Origin of the sequence: Kocuria sp. UCD-OTCP (assembly GCF_000349605.1) — a bacterium.
Lineage (GTDB): Bacteria > Actinomycetota > Actinomycetes > Actinomycetales > Micrococcaceae > Kocuria > Kocuria rosea.
In genome coordinates this window covers 88,610-109,051 of record NZ_AOSQ01000002.1, presented here as the reverse complement: position 1 = coordinate 109,051, position 20,442 = coordinate 88,610, and the positions used below count along the sequence as shown (strand labels likewise).

21 protein-coding genes are annotated in these 20,442 nt (G+C 73.7%); 19 read left to right on the top strand and 2 right to left on the bottom strand.

What is annotated here, in order from left to right; genetic code table 11:
- Positions 1–17 precede the first annotated feature (17 nt).
- The 18 genes from H488_RS20970 (at position 18) to H488_RS20885 (ending at position 17,619) form a co-directional block, all read left to right on the top strand.
- Positions 18–497: a hypothetical protein gene (locus tag H488_RS20970; protein WP_017832040.1), complete on the top strand. Its 480-nt coding sequence runs from the start codon at positions 18–20 to the stop codon at positions 495–497.
- Positions 494–1,609 carry a tRNA lysidine(34) synthetase TilS gene (gene tilS, locus H488_RS20965; RefSeq protein WP_017832039.1) on the top strand — a complete coding sequence of 372 codons (1,116 nt, stop codon included), beginning with the start codon at positions 494–496 and terminating at the stop codon, positions 1,607–1,609. The genes H488_RS20970 and tilS overlap by 4 nt, the downstream gene beginning before the upstream one ends.
- Complete coding sequence (hpt, locus tag H488_RS20960) at positions 1,599–2,150, top strand: hypoxanthine phosphoribosyltransferase (RefSeq protein ID WP_017832038.1); 552 nt, start codon at positions 1,599–1,601, stop codon at positions 2,148–2,150. Before tilS ends, hpt begins: the two co-directional genes overlap by 11 nt.
- A gap of 194 nt (positions 2,151–2,344) precedes the next feature.
- On the top strand, positions 2,345–4,465 hold the full coding sequence (gene ftsH, locus H488_RS20955) for an ATP-dependent zinc metalloprotease FtsH (protein WP_017832037.1): 2,121 nt from the start codon (positions 2,345–2,347) through the stop codon (positions 4,463–4,465).
- 12 nt (positions 4,466–4,477) lie between these two features.
- Entirely contained in the window at positions 4,478–5,233 is a 756-nt protein-coding gene (gene folE, locus H488_RS20950) for a GTP cyclohydrolase I FolE (RefSeq protein ID WP_017832036.1), read from the top strand.
- Between the two features lie 4 nt (positions 5,234–5,237).
- The gene (folP, locus tag H488_RS20945) at positions 5,238–6,182 is read left to right on the top strand and encodes a dihydropteroate synthase (protein WP_017832035.1); all 945 of its coding nucleotides are present in this window, start codon (positions 5,238–5,240) and stop codon (positions 6,180–6,182) included.
- Positions 6,179–6,640, top strand: a complete 462-nt coding sequence (gene folB, locus H488_RS20940) for a dihydroneopterin aldolase (RefSeq protein ID WP_017832034.1) — start codon at positions 6,179–6,181, stop codon at positions 6,638–6,640. Before folP ends, folB begins: the two co-directional genes overlap by 4 nt.
- 1 nt (position 6,641) lies before the next feature.
- Entirely contained in the window at positions 6,642–7,172 is a 531-nt protein-coding gene (gene folK, locus H488_RS20935) for a 2-amino-4-hydroxy-6-hydroxymethyldihydropteridine diphosphokinase (protein WP_017832033.1), read from the top strand.
- A 12-nt stretch (positions 7,173–7,184) separates the two neighbouring features.
- Positions 7,185–7,754 carry a DUF3180 domain-containing protein gene (locus H488_RS20930; RefSeq protein WP_017832032.1) on the top strand — a complete coding sequence of 190 codons (570 nt, stop codon included), beginning with the start codon at positions 7,185–7,187 and terminating at the stop codon, positions 7,752–7,754.
- A 10-nt stretch (positions 7,755–7,764) separates the two neighbouring features.
- The gene (locus tag H488_RS20925; RefSeq protein WP_031282261.1) at positions 7,765–8,277 is read left to right on the top strand and encodes a PH domain-containing protein; all 513 of its coding nucleotides are present in this window, start codon (positions 7,765–7,767) and stop codon (positions 8,275–8,277) included.
- Positions 8,274–9,800, top strand: a complete 1,527-nt coding sequence (locus H488_RS20920; RefSeq protein WP_150110251.1) for a PH domain-containing protein — start codon at positions 8,274–8,276, stop codon at positions 9,798–9,800. The genes H488_RS20925 and H488_RS20920 overlap by 4 nt, the downstream gene beginning before the upstream one ends.
- Positions 9,797–10,753: a Rossmann-like and DUF2520 domain-containing protein gene (locus H488_RS20915; protein ID WP_017832029.1), complete on the top strand. Its 957-nt coding sequence runs from the start codon at positions 9,797–9,799 to the stop codon at positions 10,751–10,753. The genes H488_RS20920 and H488_RS20915 overlap by 4 nt, the downstream gene beginning before the upstream one ends.
- Positions 10,750–11,637 (top strand): pantoate--beta-alanine ligase, encoded by an 888-nt coding sequence (panC, locus tag H488_RS20910; protein ID WP_017832028.1) that lies wholly within the window; start codon positions 10,750–10,752, stop codon positions 11,635–11,637. Before H488_RS20915 ends, panC begins: the two co-directional genes overlap by 4 nt.
- A gap of 44 nt (positions 11,638–11,681) precedes the next feature.
- Positions 11,682–13,205 (top strand): lysine--tRNA ligase, encoded by a 1,524-nt coding sequence (lysS, locus tag H488_RS20905; RefSeq protein WP_017832027.1) that lies wholly within the window; start codon positions 11,682–11,684, stop codon positions 13,203–13,205.
- 75 nt (positions 13,206–13,280) lie between these two features.
- Positions 13,281–13,496 (top strand): hypothetical protein, encoded by a 216-nt coding sequence (locus H488_RS20900; RefSeq protein ID WP_017832026.1) that lies wholly within the window; start codon positions 13,281–13,283, stop codon positions 13,494–13,496.
- Between the two features lie 261 nt (positions 13,497–13,757).
- Complete coding sequence (locus H488_RS20895) at positions 13,758–14,090, top strand: histone-like nucleoid-structuring protein Lsr2 (protein WP_017832025.1); 333 nt, start codon at positions 13,758–13,760, stop codon at positions 14,088–14,090.
- Positions 14,091–14,394: 304 nt separating this feature from the next.
- The gene (locus H488_RS20890) at positions 14,395–16,959 is read left to right on the top strand and encodes an ATP-dependent Clp protease ATP-binding subunit (RefSeq protein WP_017832024.1); all 2,565 of its coding nucleotides are present in this window, start codon (positions 14,395–14,397) and stop codon (positions 16,957–16,959) included.
- Positions 16,960–17,091: 132 nt separating this feature from the next.
- Positions 17,092–17,619: an amino-acid N-acetyltransferase gene (locus tag H488_RS20885; protein ID WP_017832023.1), complete on the top strand. Its 528-nt coding sequence runs from the start codon at positions 17,092–17,094 to the stop codon at positions 17,617–17,619.
- Here H488_RS20885 and H488_RS20880 read toward each other — a convergent pair.
- Positions 17,603–18,580, bottom strand: coding sequence for an A/G-specific adenine glycosylase (locus H488_RS20880; RefSeq protein ID WP_017832022.1), 978 nt, complete (start codon positions 18,578–18,580; stop codon positions 17,603–17,605). The genes H488_RS20885 and H488_RS20880 overlap by 17 nt on opposite strands.
- Before the next feature lie 120 nt (positions 18,581–18,700).
- Here H488_RS20880 and H488_RS20875 point away from each other — a divergent pair, with 120 nt between their 5' ends.
- A complete protein-coding gene (locus H488_RS20875; protein WP_031282256.1) occupies positions 18,701–19,348 on the top strand; it encodes a hypothetical protein in 648 nt (215 codons plus the stop codon).
- 16 nt (positions 19,349–19,364) lie between these two features.
- On the opposite strand, the gene disA is transcribed toward H488_RS20875, so the two are convergent.
- Entirely contained in the window at positions 19,365–20,441 is a 1,077-nt protein-coding gene (disA, locus tag H488_RS20870) for a DNA integrity scanning diadenylate cyclase DisA (protein ID WP_031282255.1), read from the bottom strand.
- Position 20,442: the final 1 nt, after the last annotated feature.

Below are 20,442 nucleotides of genomic sequence, written 5' to 3'. Positions count from 1 at the left end.
TGTGACAAAATCTTTACGTGAGCACAGAGAATATCGAACAGCAGGTCAAGCTGTACGGCCAGCCCCTGTCGGAGCGCTTCGGCACGGTCGTCCAGGCCTACGGCATCACGCAGCGGCGACTGGCCGAGGTCCTCGGCCTCTCCGCGCCCATGCTGTCGCAGCTCAACAGCGGCCGCCGGATCAAGATCGGCAACCCGGCGGTCTACGAGCGCCTGGTGATGCTGGAGCAGCGCATCGGCACCCCGGACATCGAGGAGGTCCTCGCCGCGGTCGAGGCCTCGCAGCCCGTGCTGTCGACCACGCAGATCCAGGCCGGCATCCACAGCGAGACCAACGCCGTCGCGGCCCTCGCCCACGTGGTCCCGCGGCACGAGCTCGAGGCCGCCCTGGACCTGCTCGGCGAGACCGCCCCGACCCTCGCCAAGGTCGTGCGCCTGGCCGTGCGGGAGTCGCAGAACCAGCAGGCCGCGAGCGACCGCGAGGACGCCCGCCGGTGACCCAGTTCGCCCGCCGCGGCCGACTGTCCCCGGACGTCGCCGCGGGGCGGCGCCGTGTGCTCGACTCCGTCCGGCAGCACGTCCCCCGGACCTCCGCGGAGCCCCCGCTCGTGCTGGTGGCCTGCAGCGGCGGCCCCGACTCCCTCGCGCTGGCCGCCGCCGCGGCCCACTTCGCCCGGCGCGGCACGCTGCGCGTGGGCGCCGTGGTGGTCGACCACGGCCTCCAGGAGGACTCCGCGGCGGTCGCGGCCCGCGCCGCCCGCACGCTCGAGCAGACCGGGCTGGCGCCCGTCGTCGTCACGGCCGTGACCGTGCGCCGGGACGCGGGCGGCCCCGAGATGGCGGCCCGCACCGCCCGCTACGCGGGCATCGCGGAGGTCGTGGGGCGCACGGGCGCCGACGCCGTGCTGCTCGGGCACACCCTGGACGACCAGGCGGAGTCCGTCCTGCTGGGCCTCGCCCGCGGCTCCGGCACCCGCTCGCTGGCCGGGATGCCCCCCGTGCGCGAGCTCGACGGCGTCACCTACCTCCGCCCGTTCCTCGACCTCTCCCGCGCGCAGACCCTGGAGATCTGCGCCGCCGAGCAGCTCGAGCCCTGGCACGACCCCACGAACCGGGACACCACCCTGATGCGCTCCCGGGTCCGCCACCGCGTGCTCCCGCTGCTGGAGGACGAGCTCGGCCCCGGTCTGGCCCGTGCCCTGGCCCGGTCCGCCGCGATCCTCGGCCCCGACGCGGACTGCCTCGACGGCGCCGCGGGGGAGCTGCTCGAGCGCGCCCGCGCCGCCGCCCCGGAGCTGCCCGGCTCCCTGGCCCTGGACCTCGCCACGGTGCGGGCCGCGCACCCCGCGCTGCGCCGCCGCGCCCTGTCGGCGGCCGTGGTCGCCGCCGGCGGACAGACCCCGGCCTACGAGCGGCTCGGCGCGCTGGACGAGTTCGCCGCGGGACACGGGGCCGCGGGGCCCGTGCAGATGGCGGGTAAGGTGTCGGTGTGGCGCCGCCGCCCGACGGCGGGCACCCGTGGCCCGGGGCACCTGGAGCTCGTCCGCCCGCGGCCCGCGAGCGCCACCCGACCCGCATCCGCATCACCCGAGGAGCGCCGTGAAGGCTGAGGACGTCCAGGGGGATCTCACCGAGGTCCTGTACAGCAAGGAAGACATCGACACGAGGATCGCCGAGCTGGCGGCCGCCGTGGACGCCGACTACCGGGGCCGGGACGTCCTGCTCGTGGGCGTGCTCAAGGGTGCGGTGATGGTCATGGCCGACCTGTGCCGGGCGCTCCAGGGCCAGTACCCCATGGACTGGATGGCCGTGTCCTCCTACGGCTCCGGGACCAAGTCCTCGGGCGTGGTCCGCATCCTGAAGGACCTGGACACGGACCTCACGGGGCGGGACGTGCTCATCGTGGAGGACATCATCGACTCGGGCCTGACCCTGTCCTGGCTGCGCGCCAACCTCGAGTCCCGCGGCACGGCCTCGGTGGAGATCTGCGCCCTGCTGCGCAAGCCCGAGGCCGCGAAGACCTCCATCGACGTCAAGTACGTGGGCTGGGACATCCCCAACGAGTTCGTGGTGGGCTACGGGCTCGACTACGCCGAGAAGTACCGCAACCTCGACTGCATCGCGACCCTGGCGCCGCACGTCTACGAGTGAGCCGGCGCCCCCGGCGGGCGTGCGCCGCGGCGGTTCCCGGGCCGGGTGTCCGCTGACAGGGAACTCCCGGCCCGTCCGGGGCCCGACCCCGAGTCCGGGCTGTACATTGTAGGTCTGCGTCCCCTGGACCTCCTGCCCTGGGCGGGCACGGGCTCGAGGGGGCCCGGACAACCATCCACGGGAGGATCAGCGGCTTGGCCACGGCGAAAAAACCCAACAACTTCTTCAGAGGACCCTGGTTCTGGGTCCTGCTGGCCGCTCTGATCCTCTTCCCCCTGGTGGGCACGCTCACCACGGGCTCCTCCGGGCGCGTGGACACCAACGTCGGCCTGCAGCTGCTCCGCGAGGGCCAGGTCGCCGAGGCGAAGATCTACGACGGCCAGCAGAAGGTCGAGCTCCAGCTGGAGGAGGACCTCTCCCTCGACGGCCGCGACCTCGGGCGCAGCGTCGAGTTCTACTACGTCACCCCGCGCGGGGAAGAGGTCGTCGACGCGATGAACGCGGCGGACCTCCAGGGGTTCACGGACCAGCCCGTCGAGTCGAACTGGTTCACCAGCCTCCTCGGCTTCATGCTGCCGTTCCTGATCATCCTCGCCATCTTCTGGTTCGTGTTCTCCCGGATGCAGGGGGGCGGGTCCCAGGTCATGCGCTTCGGCCGCTCGCGGGCCAAGATGTTCGACAAGGACAACCCCACGGTGACCTTCGCCGACGTCGCCGGCGCGGACGAGGCCGTGCAGGAGCTCGACGAGATCAAGCAGTTCCTGGTGGAGCGGGAGCGCTTCACCGCCCTCGGCGCGAAGGTGCCCAAGGGCGTGCTGCTCTACGGCCCTCCCGGCACCGGCAAGACCCTGCTCGCGCGGGCGGTGGCCGGCGAGGCCGGCGTGCCCTTCTTCTCGATCTCCGGCTCCGACTTCGTCGAGATGTTCGTGGGCGTGGGCGCCTCCCGGGTCCGCGACCTGTTCCAGCAGGCCAAGGAGAACGCGCCGGCCATCATCTTCGTGGACGAGATCGACGCCGTGGGCCGCCAGCGCGGCGCGGGCATGGGCGGCGGCAACGACGAGCGCGAGCAGACCCTCAACCAGCTGCTCGTCGAGATGGACGGCTTCGACGCCACCACCAACGTCATCCTGATCGCCGCGACCAACCGCCCCGACGTCCTGGACCCGGCGCTGCTGCGCCCGGGCCGCTTCGACCGCCAGATCGGCGTGGAGGCCCCCGACATGAAGGGCCGCCTGCAGATCCTCCGGGTGCACTCGCAGGGCAAGCCGCTCGCGGACAACGTGGACCTCGCCGCCGTGGCCAAGCGCACCCCCGGCTTCACGGGCGCCGAACTCGCCAACGTGATGAACGAGGCCGCGCTGCTGACGGCCCGCTCCCACGCCCAGCTCATCGACGACCGCGCCGTGGACGAGGCGATCGACCGGGTCATCGCCGGTCCGCAGAAGCGCAGCCGGATCATGAAGGAGCTCGAGCGCAAGGTCACCGCCTACCACGAGGGCGGGCACGCGCTCGTGGCCGCGGCCCTGCGCAACACGGACCCGGTCACGAAGATCACCATCCTGCCCCGCGGCCGGGCCCTGGGCTACACCATGGTCATGCCCATGGACGACAAGTACTCGACCACCCGCAACGAGCTGCTCGACCAGATGGCCTACGCCATGGGCGGGCGCGCGGCGGAGGAGATCGTGTTCCGGGACCCGTCCACCGGCGCGTCCAACGACATCCAGAAGGCCACCGACACGGCCCGCAAGATGGTCACCCAGTACGGCATGAGCGCCCGCGTGGGCTCGATCAAGCTGGGCGGGGACAGCTCCGAGCCGTTCCTCGGCCGGGACGCCGCCGGCTCGGGCCGGGAGTACTCCGAGCGCACCGCCGCGATCGTCGACGAGGAGGTGCGGGCCCTGCTGGACCAGGCCCACGACGAGGCGCACGCGATCCTCATGGACAACCGTCCCGTCCTCGACCGGCTCGCCCTCGAGCTGCTCGAGAAGGAGACGCTCAACGAGGCGCAGATCGCGGACCTCTTCCACGACATCCGCAAGCGGGACCTGCGGCCCGTGTGGCTGTCCAAGGACACCCGGCCGCTCTCCGAGGACCCGCCCGTGGTCACGCAGGCCGAGCGCGAGGAGGCCCGGCGGCTGCACGCCCAGGACCCCGCGACCCTGGCCCCGCAGGACCAGGCGGCCGCCGCGAAGCCGGAGCACCCCCTCGAGGTCCCGGAGCGCGGGCACTCGGTGCCCCCGGGGGAGGGGGCGGGCTCCTCGAGCGCCACCGGACCCTCCGCGGAGCGCGCCCCGGGGGCCGGCACGGACTGAGCCGGGCCTAGGATGGAGCGACAGCCGGTCGCGTCCGCCGACTCCCGTCCCGTCCGGCAGACCCCGCCGCACCGGCAGATCCCGAAGGAGGGCGCGTTGCCCCACGAGGCCCGCACGAAGCAGACGAGCGCGCACGACCTGCGCGCGGAGGCGTTCGACCCGCCGTACCCCGACCCCGCCCCCGCGCTGGAGGCCGGCGCCGGGGCGGTCGACCAGCCGCGCGTCGCGGCGGCCGTGCGCGAGCTGCTGCTGGCGATCGGCGATGACCCGGACCGGGACGGCCTGCAGGGCACCCCGGGGCGCGTGGCGCGGGCGTACGCGGAGATGTTCGCGGGCCTGCACCAGGACCCCGCCGAGATCCTCGGGACGACCTTCGACATCGGCCACTCCGAGATGGTCCTCGTCAAGGACATCCCCTTCTACTCGACCTGCGAGCACCACCTCGTCCCGTTCCACGGGCACGCCCACGTGGGCTACATCCCCGGCCACGACGGGATGGTCACCGGCCTGAGCAAGCTCGCCCGCCTCGTGGACCTCTTCGCCCGCCGGCCCCAGGTCCAGGAGCGGCTGACCACCCAGGTGGTGGAGGCGATCATGGAGCACCTCCAGCCGGCCGGGGTGATCGTGGTGGTCGAGTGCGAGCACCTGTGCATGTCCATGCGCGGGGTGCGCAAGCCGGGCGCCAAGACCGTCACCTCGGCCGTGCGCGGACAGCTGCGCGAGCCCGCCACCCGCGCCGAGGCGATGAGCCTCATCCTGGGGCGCTGAGCACATGACGCCCCCCCTCCGCACCGACCCCGCGCACCGGCCCTCCGGCTGGGGCTCCTTCGAGAACCTGCCCACCGGGCGCACGCTGGTCATGGGCATCCTCAACGTCACCCCCGACTCCTTCAGCGACGGCGGCGAGCACGCCGGGCACGAGGCCGCGATCGCGCACGGGCTGCGCATGCTCGCCGAGGGCGCCGACATCGTCGACGTCGGGGGCGAGTCCACCCGGCCCGGCTCCGAGCGGATCGACCCCGCCGAGGAGCGGCGCCGGATCCTGCCCGTGGTCGAGGCCCTCGCCGCCGCGGGCGCGGTGCTCAGCGTCGACACCCTCCACGCCGGGACCGCCGAGGCCGTCCTGGACGCCGGGGCGCACATCGTCAACGACGTCTCGGGGCTGCGCGCGAGCCAGGACATGATCGACCTGGTCGCCGAGCGGCAGGCCCCCTACGTCCTCATGCACGCCCGCGGCCTGCCCGACGTGCAGGACTCCCGGGCCGTCTACCACGACGTGGCCGGGGAGGTGCTCGGGGAGCTCGAGGCGCTGACGGAGCGCTGCCTGGCCGCCGGCCTGGCCCCCGAGAAGCTGGTCCTGGACCCCGGGCTGGGCTTCGACAAGCGCGGGGCGCAGAACTGGGAGCTGCTCCGGGCGCTGCCACGCTTCACGGCCACCGGCCACAAGGTGCTCGTCGCGGCGTCCCGCAAGCGCTTCCTCGGCACCCTGCTCGAGCAGGACGGCGCACCGCGCCCCGCGGCCGGGCGGGACGCGGCGACGGCCGCGATCAGCGCGCTGTCCGCCCACGCGGGCGCGTGGTGCGTGCGCGTCCACGCCGTGCGCCCGAGCGCCGACGCCGTGGCCGCCGCGCACGCCTGGCGCGGCGTGGAGCCGGCCCTGCTGCGCCCCGCCGCCGACGCCGGCGTGCTGCCGGCGTCCTCCGGAGCGGACCGGTGAACCGCGTGCCGCGCGAGGACGCGGACGCCGCCCGGATGCGCGCCGGGGACCGGGCCGGCCGCCAGCACGTCCCGGTGTCCACCACCAGGGCCCCCGACCGCCGGGACCGGATCAACCTCCTGGGCATCGGCGCGGTGGGCTACCACGGCGTCTTCGACCAGGAGAAGCGCAGCGGCCAGCCCTTCTTCGTGGACCTCGTCATGTACCTGGACCTGGCCGCGGCGGGGGCCTCGGACGACGTCGCCCTGACCGCCCACTACGGCGAGGTCGCCGAGGAGGTGCGGGACATCGTCATCGGCCCCAGCGTCAACCTGCTCGAGACCCTCGCCGACCAGGTCGCCCGGCGGCTGCTCGCCCGCTTCCCGCTCGACGCGGTGGAGGTCACCGTGCACAAGCCCAAGGCGCCCATCGAGGTGACGTTCTCCGACGTCTCCGTCACGATCTACCGGGAGCGCTGAGGTGGGCACCCGGGCCGTCCTCGCCCTCGGCGCCAACCTCGGCGACCGGGAGGCCACCCTCCGCGGCGCCGCCCTCGAGCTGGCCGCCCACCCGCGGATCACGCTGGTCCGCGCCTCGCCCATCGTGCGCTCCCGGCCGGTCGGCGGACCGGCCGGCCAGGGGGACTACCTGAACGCGGTCGTCGAGGTGGAGACCGAGCTGAGCCCCTTCGGGCTGCTGCGGGCGTGCCAGGAGGTGGAGGAGCGCCACCACCGGACCCGGACGCAGCGCTGGGGCCCGCGCACCCTCGACGTCGACATCGTGGTCTACGGGGACCTGCGCCTGGACGAGCCGGACCTCACCGTGCCCCACCTGCGCGCCGGCACCCGCGCGTTCGTGCTCGTGCCCTGGGCCCTCATGGACCCCGGCGCGACGCTCGAGGGGCGCAGCGTCGCCGAGCTGGCCCGCCGGGCGGAGGACCTCGGCGGACTGGGGCCGGACACGATCCCCCTGCTGCCCGAGGACCCCGCTCCCGGCGGGGACGGGGACTGAGGGGGAGCCGCCGTGCACGTGCTCACGGTCCCGGCGCTGCTGATGTGCGCCGCCGCCGCCGGCGCCGTCGGCTGGACCGCCAACCGGCTGTCCACGGGCGCGGGCGGGCCGCTGCTGATCCTGCCGTGGGCCTCGCTCGCGGCCCTCGCCGCCGTGGCCGCGGCCCTGCTGGTGCTGGGCGTGCGGGTCAAGCGGCACCAGGACGGAGCGCGCCCGGAGCGTTTCGACCCGCTCGTGGCCGCCCGCACCGCGGCCGGCGCGCAGGCGGTGGCCTGGGCGGGGGCGATGCTGACCGGCTGGCACGCCGCCGTGGCCGTCGAGCAGCTCGCGCTGGTCTCCGTGCGCTCCGAGCAGGGCCCGCTGTGGGCCAGCCTGGTGCACGCCGGGGCCGGGCTCGTGCTCGTGGTGGTGGGCTGGATCGTGGAGGGCTTCTGCAAGCTGCCGCCGGACGATCCCGACGCGGAGGAGGGCGCCGAGTACCGTAGGGGGCGGCAGAAGGAGCTTCCCGAGGGAGAAGGTGGTTATGCCCGAGAGATCCGCCCACGGGCCCGTCGGCGGCCCCGTGGCGGGGACGCCCGGTGACCGGGTGCCCCTGAGCAACCCCGCGATCGACCCCGAGGGCCTGGCCTGGACCCGGGTCTCGCCCAAGCACCTCTCCGTGGTGGTGCTCTCCACCCTCCTCAGCACCCTCTTCTGGCTCGCCGCCCTCGGCTGGCCGGCGGTGCTGGCGGCCACGGGCGTGTGGTCCGGCGCCCCCCTGGGCCTGCTGCTGCTGCCGCCCGCGGCCGTCCTGGCGGCCGGGCTGCTCTCCGTGCTCCTGGCCCCGCGGCGGGTCCGGGCGATCGGCTACGCCGAGCGCGGCGAGGACCTGCTCGTGCGGCGCGGCCTGCTCTACCAGCGGGTCACGGTGATCCCCTACGGCCGGATGCAGTACGTGGACGTGTCGGTCTCCCCGCTGCAGCGCAGCTTCGGCCTGGCCACCGTGAAGCTGCACACCGCCGCCGTGGGCAGCCACGCCGAGATCCCGGGGGTGGAGCACGCCGAGGCGTCCCGGCTGCGCGAGCGGCTCACCGCGCGCGGCGAGGCCCTCCTGGCGGGCCTGTGAGCGCTGCCCCCGCCCCCGCGCCGGCCCCGCAGTGGCACCGTGTCCACCCGCTGACCCCGGTGGTCAAGGGCTGGCTCGCGATGGTCGTGATCGCGGGCGCCTTCGTCAACATCCTCCTCGACGACTTCCTCAACGCCTTCCTCGGCCGCGGGGACGCCGTGCCGCCCCAGGACTTCGACCCGGCCCGGATGGGCGCCGCCTTCTGGTGGGTGCTGGCCGGGCTCGTGGCGGTCGTGCTCCTCGTGTTCGCCGCGGCCGTGCTGGTCTCCTGGTGGTTCACCCGCTACCAGGTGACCCCGGAGCACGTGCGGATCCGCTCCGGGGTGCTCTTCCGGCAGGAGCGCCAGGCGCGGCTGGACCGGGTGCAGGCCATCGACATCCACCGCCCGTTCCTGCCCCGGCTGCTGGGGCTGGCGGAGCTGAAGTTCGAGGTGGCCGACGCCGGGCAGTCCGCGGTGTCCCTGTCCTACCTCACCCACCCCCAGGCGCGCGTGCTGCGCGGGGAGCTGCTGGGCCGGCTCGGCCTGGCCGCCCCGGGCCAGGACCCCGCCGCCCCGGCACCCGGTGCGGCGCCCGGCCTGCCCGTGCGGCGACCGGCCCCCTGGGCGGTCACCGGGGACCAGGAGCGCCCGGTGCTCGGCGTGCCGGTGCCGCGGCTGATCGGCTCCGTGCTCGCCTCGGGCTCGTCGGTCGCCCTGGCCGTGCTGCTGGCCGCCGCACCGGCCGCCCTGCTGGTGGACGCCCGTGCCGCCCCGGCGATGCTCGCCGCCTGGCTGCCCGGGCTGATCAGCTTCGGTGCGGTCTCCTACCGCCGGGTCGAGCAGGGCTACCACTTCCGGCTGCTGCGCGTCCCCGAGGGCATGCGCGTGCGCTACGGCCTGTTCAGCGTCCGCTCCCAGACCGTCCCGGCGGGGCGGATCCAGGCGGTGGGCGTGGACCAGCCGCTGCTCTGGCGGCCCTTCGGCTGGTACCGGGTGCGGGTCAACGTGGCCGGCTACGGGCCCGCGGCGGGGGAGGGCGACGCCATGCGCTCGACCCTGCTGCCCGTCGGAACCCTGCCCCAGGTGCACCAGGTCCTGCACCTCGCGCTGCCCGGCGCCCGGGACGGTGACCTCGCCGCGCTGCTGCGGGAGGGCCTGCACGGCCTGGGCGCGCAGGGCCGGTTCACCACCTCTCCGCGCCGGGCCCGGTGGCTCGACCCCCTCGTGCACCGCCGGACCGGCTTCGCCGCGACCGAGGACGTCCTCGCGGTCCGGTCCGGGCGGCTGAGCCGGCGCACCGCCGTGCTGCCGCACGAGAAGACCCAGTCGGTGGCCGTGAGCCAGGGCCCGCTCGAGCGGGCCCTGGGGCTCGCCGACGTCCAGCTGCACTCCACGCCGGGGCCCGTGAGCGTCATGGTCCCGCATCTCGACGCCGGGGACGCCCGGGCGCTCGCCGCGGCCCAGGCGGTGCACGCGGCCGGGGCCCGTAGACTGGCCGACGGCCCGAGCCACCCCCACACCCCCCGCCAGGAGAGACCATGAGCCACCCGTCCGACCGCCCGGGACGCCTCGGGGTCGGGGTCGTCAGCGCCGGGAAGGTGGGCGCCGTCCTGGGCGCCGCGCTGCGCGCCGCCGGCCACGCCGTCGTCGGCGTCAACGCCGTCTCCGAGGCCAGCCGGGACCGCGCCGAGGCCCTCCTGCCCGGCGTGCCCGTCCTCGAGGTCCCGTCCGTGCTCGAGCGCGCCGAGCTCGTGCTGCTCGCCGTGCCCGACGACGAGCTGCCCGGGCTCGTGCAGGGCCTCGCCGACGCCGGGCTGTGGCAGGCCGGGCAGCTCGTGGTGCACACCGCGGGCCGCTGGGGCACCCGCGTCCTGGACCCGGCCCGCCGGCTCGGGGCGATCCCGCTCGCGATCCACCCGGCCATGACCTTCACGGGCATGAGCCTGGACCTTGCCCGGCTGAGCGACTGTTCGTTCGGGATCACGGCCCCGGGACCGGTGCTGCCCATCGCCCAGGCGCTGGTGGTCGAGATGGGCGCCGAGCCGGTGGTCGTCGCGGAGGCCGACCGCCCGCTCTACCACGCGGCCCTCGCCCACGGCGCCAACCACCTGATGACCGTCGCCGGACAGTCCATGCAGGTGCTCCGCGACATCGGCGTCGAGCGCCCCGACCGGATGGTGGGGCCCCTGCTGCGCGCGACCCTGGACAACGCCCTGGCCGCGGGGGAGTCCGCGCTCACGGGACCCGTGGCCCGCGGCGACGCCGGGACCGTGGCCGCCCACCGGGACGCCCTCGACGAGTACGCCCACGGCCACGGGAGCGACGACGTCCTGCTCGCCTACCTGGACCTCGCCCGCGTCACCGCCCGCCGTGCCCTGGACCGCGGCCTGCTCGACCGCCCGCGCTACGACGCCGTGCTCGCCGCCCTCGAGCTCACCCGGGACACCGACGGCACCGAGGGCACCCGCGGCACCGGCGGAGAGGGCACGCTGTGAGCGACCCCATCGGCGCCCCCACCGGCGTCCCCCGCGTCTGCCGGGGCATCGAGGAGTTCCGGGCCGCGCTGGCCGACCGGCTCGGCGCGGCCCGGGACGGGGCGTCCGGTGAGCGGGCGTCGCTGGGCCTCGTGCCCACCATGGGCGCCCTGCACGAGGGGCACGGCCACCTGGTGCGCCTCGCCCGGCAGGAGAACACCGTGGTCGCGGTCTCGGTCTTCGTGAACCCGCTGCAGTTCGGCCCCGACGAGGACTTCGAGCGCTATCCGCGCACCCTCGAGGCAGACGTCGAGCTGCTCGGCCGGTTCGGCGCCGACCTCGTCTTCGCCCCGTCGACGGCGGAGATGTACCCGGACGGGGAGCCCCTCGTGCGCGTCACCTCCGGCCGGCTCGGCGCCGTGCTCGACGGCGCGAGCCGCCCCGGCCACTTCGACGGCGCCCTGACCGTGGTCAACAAGCTCCTCAACATCGCCGCCCCGCCCGGGCCGGCCGCGTTCCGGGCGTACTTCGGGGAGAAGGACGCCCAGCAGCTGCTTCTCGTGCGCCGGATGGTCGCCGACTTCGACCTGCCCGTCACCGTCCGGCCCGTGCCCATCGTGCGCGACGACGACGGGCTGGCGCTGTCCTCCCGCAACCGCTACCTCGACGCCGCGCAGCGCCGCTCCGCGCTCGTGCTCCCGCGCACCCTGCGGGCGCTCGCCGCCGGGGAGCTGGAGCTCGAGGCCGCCCGGCGGCGGATCGACGCCGAGGACGGGGTCCGGCTCGACTACCTCGTCGTCGTCGACCCCCGCACCCTGGCGCCGGTCGAGCCGGCGCCCGGCGCCCTCGCCCTCGTGGCCGCCCACGTGGGCGGCACCCGGCTGATCGACAACCTCGTGCTGTGAGGACCCCGGCCGGGATTTGACCCTCCCCGTTATCCTGGACAACTGTGACCAACGCGCAGAACACCTCCCCGACCGCCCAGGCAGAGGCCGAGCAGGCCGAGCTCTCGGACCAGATGCAGTTCCGCCTCGCCAAGCGCGCCCGGCTCCTCGAGTCGGGCCGGGAGGCCTACCCCGTGGGCGTGGAGCGCACGCACACCCTCGCCGAGGTGCGGGAGGCCCACGGCCACCTCGAGCCCGGCGAGGAGACCGGGCAGTTCGTCGGCGTGGCCGGGCGCGTGGTCTTCGTGCGCAACACCGGCAAGCTGTGCTTCGCCACCCTCCAGGAGGGGGACGGCACCCGCCTGCAGATGATGCTCTCCCAGGCGAAGGTGGGGGAGGAGTCCCTGGGCGAGTGGAAGTCCCTCGTGGACCTCGGCGACTTCGTCGCCGTGCACGGCGAGGTGATCGCCTCCCGCCGCGGCGAGCTCTCCGTGATGGCCGACGCCTGGACCATGGCGTCCAAGGCGCTCCGGCCCCTGCCCACGCTGCACAACGAGCTCAGCGAGGAGACCCGGGTGCGCCGGCGCTACCTCGACCTCATCGTCCGGCCCGAGGCCCGCGACGTCGTCGTGCAGCGGGCGCGGATCATCCAGACGGTGCGCAACGTCCTGGTGGAGCGCGGCTACGTGGAGATCGAGACGCCGATCCTGCAGCTCGTGCACGGCGGGGCCACGGCCCGGCCGTTCGAGACGCACCTCAACGCGTTCGACCAGGACATGACCCTGCGCATCGCCACGGAGCTCTACCTCAAGCGCGCCGTGGTCGGCGGGATCGAGCGGGTCTTCGAGATCGGGCGGGTCTTCCGCAACGAGGGCGTCGACTCCTCGCACAGCCCCGAGTTCACCACCCTGGAGGCCTACGAGGCCTACGCCGACCAGTTCACGATGGCTGAGCGGATCAAGGAGATCATCCTCGCGTGCGCCGACGCCCTGGGCGTCGACACCATCGAGACGGACAAGGGCACGATCGACCTGCGCGGGGAGTGGCGCTGGCTGTCCGTCTACCCCGCCCTCTCCGAGGCCGTGGGGCAGCGGATCACCCCGGAGACCCCCGTGGAGACCCTGCACCGGATCGCCGAGGAGCACGAGGTCCCCGTCGGCCCGATGTGGGACGCGGAGAAGTACGTGCTCGAGCTGTTCGGCGAGATCGTGGAGCCCACCCTGGTCCAGCCGACCTTCGTGTGCGACTACCCGCCCTCGGCGCAGCCGCTCGCCCGCCAGCACCGCTCCGAGCACGGCCTGATCGAGGCGTGGGACCTGATCATCGGGGGGATGGAGCGCGGCACGGCGTTCTCCGAGCTGATCGACCCCGTGGTCCAGCGCGAGCGGCTCACCGAGCAGTCCCACCGGGCCGCGGCCGGCGACGACGAGGCCATGCGGCTGGACGAGGACTTCCTGCGCGCCCTCGAGCACGGCGCCCCGCCCATGGGCGGCCTGGGCCTGGGCCTGGACCGGCTCATCATGCTCTTCACCGACCTGGGGATCCGGGAGACCATCCTGTTCCCCCTCATGAAGCCCGAGCAGGACTGAGCCCGGGCCGCGGCCGTGCCGCGGCCCCTCGCCGTCCCCAGCCTCCGCCCAGATCTCCCCGGGAGAATCGCACCCATGGAATACATCGCTGTCCTGCTGCCCTCGATCAGCATCGGCATCATCTTCTGGTTCATCCTCCGCTGGATCTTCCGCGGCGACCGCACGGAGCGCGCCGTCGAGTCCCGCTCGCAGGAGGACGCCGAGCGCTGGTACGAGGAGCTCAAGCAGCGCGACGGCGAGGACCTGCCGTTCGGCCACTCCCCGCGCCGCGGCCGCCGGACGGAGCGCTGAGCTCCCGGCCCCCGCCGCACCGTCTTTCGAATGAATTCGAATTGGCGCCCTGTTTGTCCGCCTTTTCGTGCTGTTGAATTCCGCCCGGTAATTGTAGGATAAACTCGACGACGCCGGGTGTTCGGGTCCGTCGGAGTTCTCCGGAATTCACGATCAGGATCATCCGGTATCACACGGGGGAATCAGCACCGCCTCAGGAAGCGCCGCTCTCGGCGCGGCCGGGCAGAGACGAGCGCCGAAAGGCGGAGGAGAGTTCCAGTTATGGCACAGACCGTGCAGATCATTCTCGAGGACGACCTCGACGGCGGGCCCGCGGAGGAGACCGTGCGCTTCGGCCTCGACGGCGCGCAGTACGAGATCGACCTCTCCGAGGAGAACGCCGCCAAGCTGCGCGACGCCGTGCGGCCCTTCATCGCCAAGGCCCGGCGCGCCCAGCAGGGCAAGCAGACGTCCAAGCAGGCCCGGCCCACCGGCAAGTCCAATCCGGACACCGCCGCCATCCGGCAGTGGGCCCGAGAGAACGGCCACCCGGTCTCCGACCGCGGCCGTATTCACCAGGACGTGCAGAAGGCGTACTACGACGCCCACAAATAAGAGCGCGCGTTCCGCGTCCGGCGGAATAGAGGAGGGGCTGGTCCGCCGGTCCCTCCTTTCCCTTTTCCTTCCGCCGGGCCCGTGCCCCTATCGGCCGCCGCGGGGCCCGGGCACGAAATGCCCCGGCATTCTTTTGATGACCTGCGCCTTTGCCGGTGCGGACGCGAACACCGGCATTTCCCCCGGGCTGTTCCGGGGACGGCCCGCGCCCCGGCCGTCCGGTCTTCTCGCCGGTGGCGAACAGCCCCCCGATCACCCCCTCGGGTGCGTAGCATCGGGTGCAGACATCGACTGAGGAGTATCCATGTTCGAACGCTTCACCGACCGCGCCCGCCGGGTCGTGGTGCTGGCCCAGGAAGAGGCCAGGATGCTCAACCACAACTACATCGGCACCGAGCACCTGCTGCTCGGGCTGATCCACGAGGGCGAGGGAGTGGCCGCCAAGGCGCTCGACTCGATGGGCATCACCCTCACCGGCGCCCGCGAGCAGGTCCAGGACATCATCGGACCGGGCCAGCAGGCCCCGTCCGGGCACATCCCCTTCACCCCCCGGGCCAAGAAGGTCCTCGAGCTCTCGCTGCGCGAGGCCCTCCAGCTCGGCCACAACTACATCGGCACCGAGCACATCCTGCTGGGCATCATCCGCGCGGGCGAGGGCGTGGCGGCGCAGGTGCTGACCAAGCTCGGCGCGGAGCCCCAGAAGGTGCGCTCCACCGTGCTGGAGCTGATCTCCGGCTACCAGGGCGGGGGCACCCCCGAGAAGGAGGGCGCCGGCGTGCGCTCGGCCGGCCAGTCCGAGGGCACGCCCGCGGGCTCGGCCGTGCTGGACCAGTTCGGCCGCAACCTCACCGCGGCCGCCCGCGAGGGCAAGCTGGACCCCGTCATCGGGCGGTTCCGCGAGATGGAGCGGGTCATGCAGATCCTCTCCCGGCGCACCAAGAACAACCCGGTGCTGATCGGCGAGCCCGGCGTGGGCAAGACCGCGGTGGTCGAGGGCCTGGCCCAGGCCATCGTGCGCGGCGACGTCCCGGAGACGCTCAAGGACAAGCACCTCTACACCCTGGACCTCGGGTCCCTGGTGGCGGGCTCCCGCTACCGCGGCGACTTCGAGGAGCGGCTCAAGAAGGTGCTCAAGGAGATCCGCACCCGCGGGGACATCATCCTGTTCATCGACGAGATCCACACCCTCGTGGGCGCCGGCGCGGCCGAGGGCGCGATCGACGCCGCCTCGATCCTCAAGCCCATGCTGGCCCGGGGCGAGCTGCAGACGATCGGCGCCACGACCCTCGACGAGTACCGCAAGCACATCGAGAAGGACGCGGCTCTCGAGCGCCGCTTCCAGCCGATCCAGGTGGACGAGCCCTCCGAGGCGCACGCCGTGGAGATCCTCAAGGGCCTGCGCGACAAGTACGAGGCGCACCACCGCGTCTCGATCTCGGACGACGCCCTCGAGGCGGCGGTGCACCTGGCCGCCCGGTACGTCTCCGACCGGTTCCTGCCGGACAAGGCGATCGACCTGATCGACGAGGCCGGTGCGCGCCTGCGCATCAAGCGGATGACCGCCCCGCCGGAGATCAAGGAGCTCGACGACCGCATCGTCGAGGTCAAGCGGCTCAAGGAGGCCGCGATCGACGGTCAGGACTACGAGAAGGCCGCCTCGCTGCGCGACACGGAGCAGAAGCTCATCGCGGAGCGGGACGACAAGGACCGTGCCTGGCGCGAGGGCGGCGACGAGCTCGCCGAGGTGACCCCCGAGGTCATCTCCGACGTCCTCTCCGCCTCCACGGGAGTGCCCGTCTACAAGCTCACCGAGGAGGAGACGGGCCGTCTCCTGCACATGGAGGACGAGCTGCACAAGCGCATCATCGGCCAGGACGACGCCATCAAGGCGCTCTCCCGGTCGATGCGCCGCACCCGGGCGGGCCTGAAGGACCCCAAGCGCCCGGGCGGGTCGTTCATCTTCGCCGGGCCCACGGGCGTCGGCAAGACCGAGCTCGCGAAGGCGCTGGCGGAGTTCCTGTTCGGGGACGAGGACGCCCTCATCACCCTGGACATGTCCGAGTACCAGGAGAAGCACACCGTCTCCCGGCTCTTCGGCGCCCCTCCGGGCTACGTGGGCTACGAGGAGGGCGGCCAGCTCACCGAGAAGGTGCGCCGCAAGCCGTTCTCGGTGGTGCTCTTCGACGAGGTCGAGAAGGCGCACCAGGACCTGTTCAACTCGCTGCTGCAGATCCTCGAGGACGGTCGCCTGACCGACTCGCAGGGCCGGGTGGTGGACTTCAAGAACACCGTGATCATCATGACCACGAACCTGGGCACCAAGGACATCTCCCGTGCCGTCCCGGTCGGCTTCCAGACCGGCGTGGACCCCGCGTCCAACTACGAGCGCATGCAGGCGAAGGTGCAGGACGAGCTCAAGGAGCACTTCCGGCCCGAGTTCCTCAACCGCGTGGACGAGATCATCGTCTTCCCGCAGCTCACCGAGAACGAGATCGTGCAGATCGTGGACCTGTTCGTGGCCCGGCTGCAGGAGCGGCTGCGCGACCAGGGCATGTCGATCGAGCTCTCCGACGCCGCGAAGCGGTGGGTCAGCCGCAAGGGCTACGACCCGTCCATGGGCGCCCGCCCGCTGCGCCGCACCATGCAGCGGGAGATCGAGGACCAGCTGTCCGAGAAGATCCTCTTCGGGGAGATCAGCACCGGGGAGAAGATCTTCGTGGACACCGAGGGCGAGGGGGACGGGGAGAAGCTGACCTTCTCCTCCACCCCGATGTCCGACCTCACCGGCGACGGCATGGTCGACCCGATGGGCGGCCTCGAGGACGTCGACGTCGCCCGCGGCGACGGTGAGAACCGCTCCGAGGGCTGAGCCGGCCCGGTGCCCGCCGAGGGGCCCGTCGCGCAACCGCGCGGCGGGCCCCTCGGCGTCCGCCCAAGTGGGGACGGTCACGCAGGCCGGCTCCGGCGGGCCGGCGGAGTTCGCAAGCGTACACTGGGGGTCGTGACCGACCTGCGCCTCCGACCCGCCCGCACCTCCGACGTCCCCGCCATCAAGGACCTCGTGGCCCCTCTGGCGCGCGCCGGGGTGCTGATCAACAAGGACACGGTCGCCTACTACGAGGGCATCCAGGAGTTCCTGGTGGTGGAGGCGGTCGGCGACGAGCAGGCCGGTCTCGTCGGCTGCGGCGCCCTGCACGTGATGTGGGAGGACCTGGGCGAGGTCCGCACCCTGGCCACCTCCGACGAGTGGCGGGGCCGCGGGGTGGGACGCACCCTGCTGGCCGGGCTGATCGAGCGGGCCCGCGCCGTGGGGGTCTCGCGCGTGTTCTGCCTGACCTTCGAGGTCGACTTCTTCAGCCGGCACGGCTTCGAGGTCATGCCCAACCAGAACCAGGTGCACCCCGACGTGTTCGCCGAGCTGCTGCGCTCGCACGACGAGGGCGTCGCCGAGTACCTGGACCTCGCCCGGGTGAAGCCCAACACCCTCGGCAACACCCGGATGCTGCTCCAGCTCAGCCCGGAAGACTGACCCCGGACGGTCCCGCGGCGGCCAGCCCGTCCCGCAGCAGCCCGTCCAGGGCGCGCCGGCGCTGCTCCTCCGGGGCGCCCAGCCCGTGCAGGGCGTCCAGGGCCCGCAGGGCCTCCGGCGCCAGTCCCGCGCCCGTGGCGACGTCCACGGGGCCCGTGAGGGAGGGCGCCGGCACCGGCGCGGACCCGGCCCGCAGCACGGCCATGATCGCCCCGCGGACCTGGCGGTCCGTGCCGTGCCAGGCCTGGCCGCGGGGCGCCTCGACGGGCTCGGGCCGGCCCGCGGCGACCCACGCGCACGCGTCCCGCACCGGGCACTGCTCGCAGCGGGGGGAGCGGGCCGTGCAGACGAGGGCGCCGAGCTCCATCACGGCCTGGTTCCAGCGCACGGCCAGGGCGTCGTCGGCGGGCATCAGCTCCTCCGCGAGGCGCAGCTCCGCGGCGGTCAGCGACCGCGAGGGCAGGGCCCGCCCCGTGACCACCCGGGCGTGCACGCGGCGGATGTTCGTGTCCACCACGGTCTGCCGGTCGCCGAAGGCGAAGACCGCGATCGCGGCGGCCGTGTAGGCGCCCACCCCGGGCAGGGCCAGCAGCTGCTCGTGCGCGGCCGGCACCCGGCCCCCGTGGTGCTCGGTGATCTCGACGGCGGCCGCGTGCAGCCGCAGGGCCCGCCGCGGATAGCCGAGCCGGCCCCAGGCGCGCACGGCCTCCCCGGTGCTCTCCGCCGCGAGGTCCGCGGGCCGCGGCCAGCGCTGCATCCACGCCCGCCACACGGGCAGCACGCGCACCACGGGCGTCTGCTGGAGCATGAACTCGCTGACCATGACCCCCCACGGGGAGCAGGACGGGTCCCGCCACGGCAGGTCCCGGGCGGCGTCGTCGAACCAGTCGGTCACGGCCCGGTGCAGGCCCGGCGGAGCGGGCTCCGCGGCGGCGGTCGGGGCAGTGTGCGGGGAGCTCATCGCAGTCCACTGTAGCCTGGGAGCATGGCGCAGAAGGGTTCCGGGAGCACCCCCCACGGACGGTCGGGGAACGGTCACGACGACGACCGACGAGCTCCCCGCGACCCCGGATCCCGGCGCTTGAGCCCCGAGGTGTACCGGCGCCGCCGGCTCGTGGCGGCCCTCGCGGCGGGCGTGCTGCTGGTGCTCGTGGCGGTGGGACTGGTCTCCGCGGTCGCGGGCATGCTCGGCTCCGGGGAGACGGAGGACGTCCCGGCGCCGGAGGCCGCCACCGCCTCGGCCGCCGCGGCCTCGGAGGAGCCCTTCGCGGACTTCACGCCGCGGCCGGACGAGAGCGCGTCGGCGTCCGGGTCCGCGTCCGCGCCCGCCACGGAGGGGCCGGTCGAGGAGTGCGGCCCCGACCTCGCCGTGCGGGCGTCGACGGACCGGGAGAGCTACCCCGAGGACGTCGAGCCGGTCCTCGAGCTGACTCTGGAGAACACCGGGGAGGAGCCCTGCCGCGTCAACGCGGGCACGTCCCAGATGGTCTACGAGGTGACCTCGGGGGCGGACACCGTCTTCGACAGCAGGCACTGCCAGGCCGGCTCCGAGGACGCGGAGGTGACGGTCGAGCCCGGACAGGAGGAGGTCGCCCGGCTGACGTGGAACCGCCTGCGCACTGCCGAGGGCTGCGCGGAGGCGGGGGGCGAGGCCCAGGCCGGGTACTACCGTCTCGTGACGTCCCTCGGGGAGCGCACCGCGGAGCCGGTGCCGTTCGTCCTGGAGTGAGCGCGCCGCGCGCGGCTCACATGAAGCGTTCGAGCAGGCTGGTCTCGGCCATCCGGGAGAGGGACTCGCGCACCGTGCGGGCCCGCTGCTCGCCGATGCCCTCGACCGCCTTGAGGTCCTCCAGGTTGGCGGCCATCAGGGACTGCAGGCCGTCGAACTGGCGCACCAGCCGGTTGGCGACCGCCCGCGGCATCGACTTGATGCCCTCCAGCAGCCGGTAGCCGTGCGGGTGCAGGTCCGTCTCGAGGCTGCCCTGCGGCTCGACGAGACCCACCGACACCGCGATCCGCTGCAGGTCGATGAGCTCCGTGGGCGTGAGCTCGGCGAGCCGCCCCAGTCCCTCCTCGATGCCCTCCGCGGGGGTGCCGTCGGGCAGGTAGTCGCGCAGCACCACGTCCGGCCCCGGGCCGGTGCCCGCGGTGAGCTCCTCGAGCTGCAGCGCGATGAGCCGCCCGTCCACGCCGAGCTCGAGCACGTACCAGCCGATCTCGGAGGAGATCCGCCGGACCATCTCCATGCGCTGGAGGGTCAGGGCCACGTCCCGCACCGTCACGGACGCCTCGATCTCGAGCGAGGAGAGGTTGCCGAGCACCTGCTCCATCCGGTGGCTGTAGTGCTCGAGGGTCTGCAGGGCCTGGTTGGCGCGGGCCATGATCGACTGGGAGCCCTCGATGGCGTACCGGGTCTCGCCCACGTAGATCGTGATGACGCTCATGGACTGGCTCACGGAGATCACCGGCACCCCGGTCTCCTTGGCGGTGCGCTCCGCGGAGCGGTGCCGGGTGCCGGACTCCGTGGTGCCGATCGAGGCGTCGGGGACGAGCTGCACCCCGGCCTTCAGGATGCGGGTGGCGTCCCGGTCGCAGATGATGGCGCCGTCCATCTTGGCCAGCTCCCGCAGCCTGGGCGCGGTGAAGTCGGTGTCGATGTCGAAGCCGCCGGAGCAGATGGCCTCGACGGAGCGGTCGAAGCCGAGCACGAGCAGCCCGCCCGTGCGCCCGCGCAGGATCCGCTCGAGACCGGTGCGCAGTTCCGTGCCGGGTGCGATGCGGGCCAGCGTCTTGCGCAGTGCGTTCTCAGGGGTCTTCGCCACG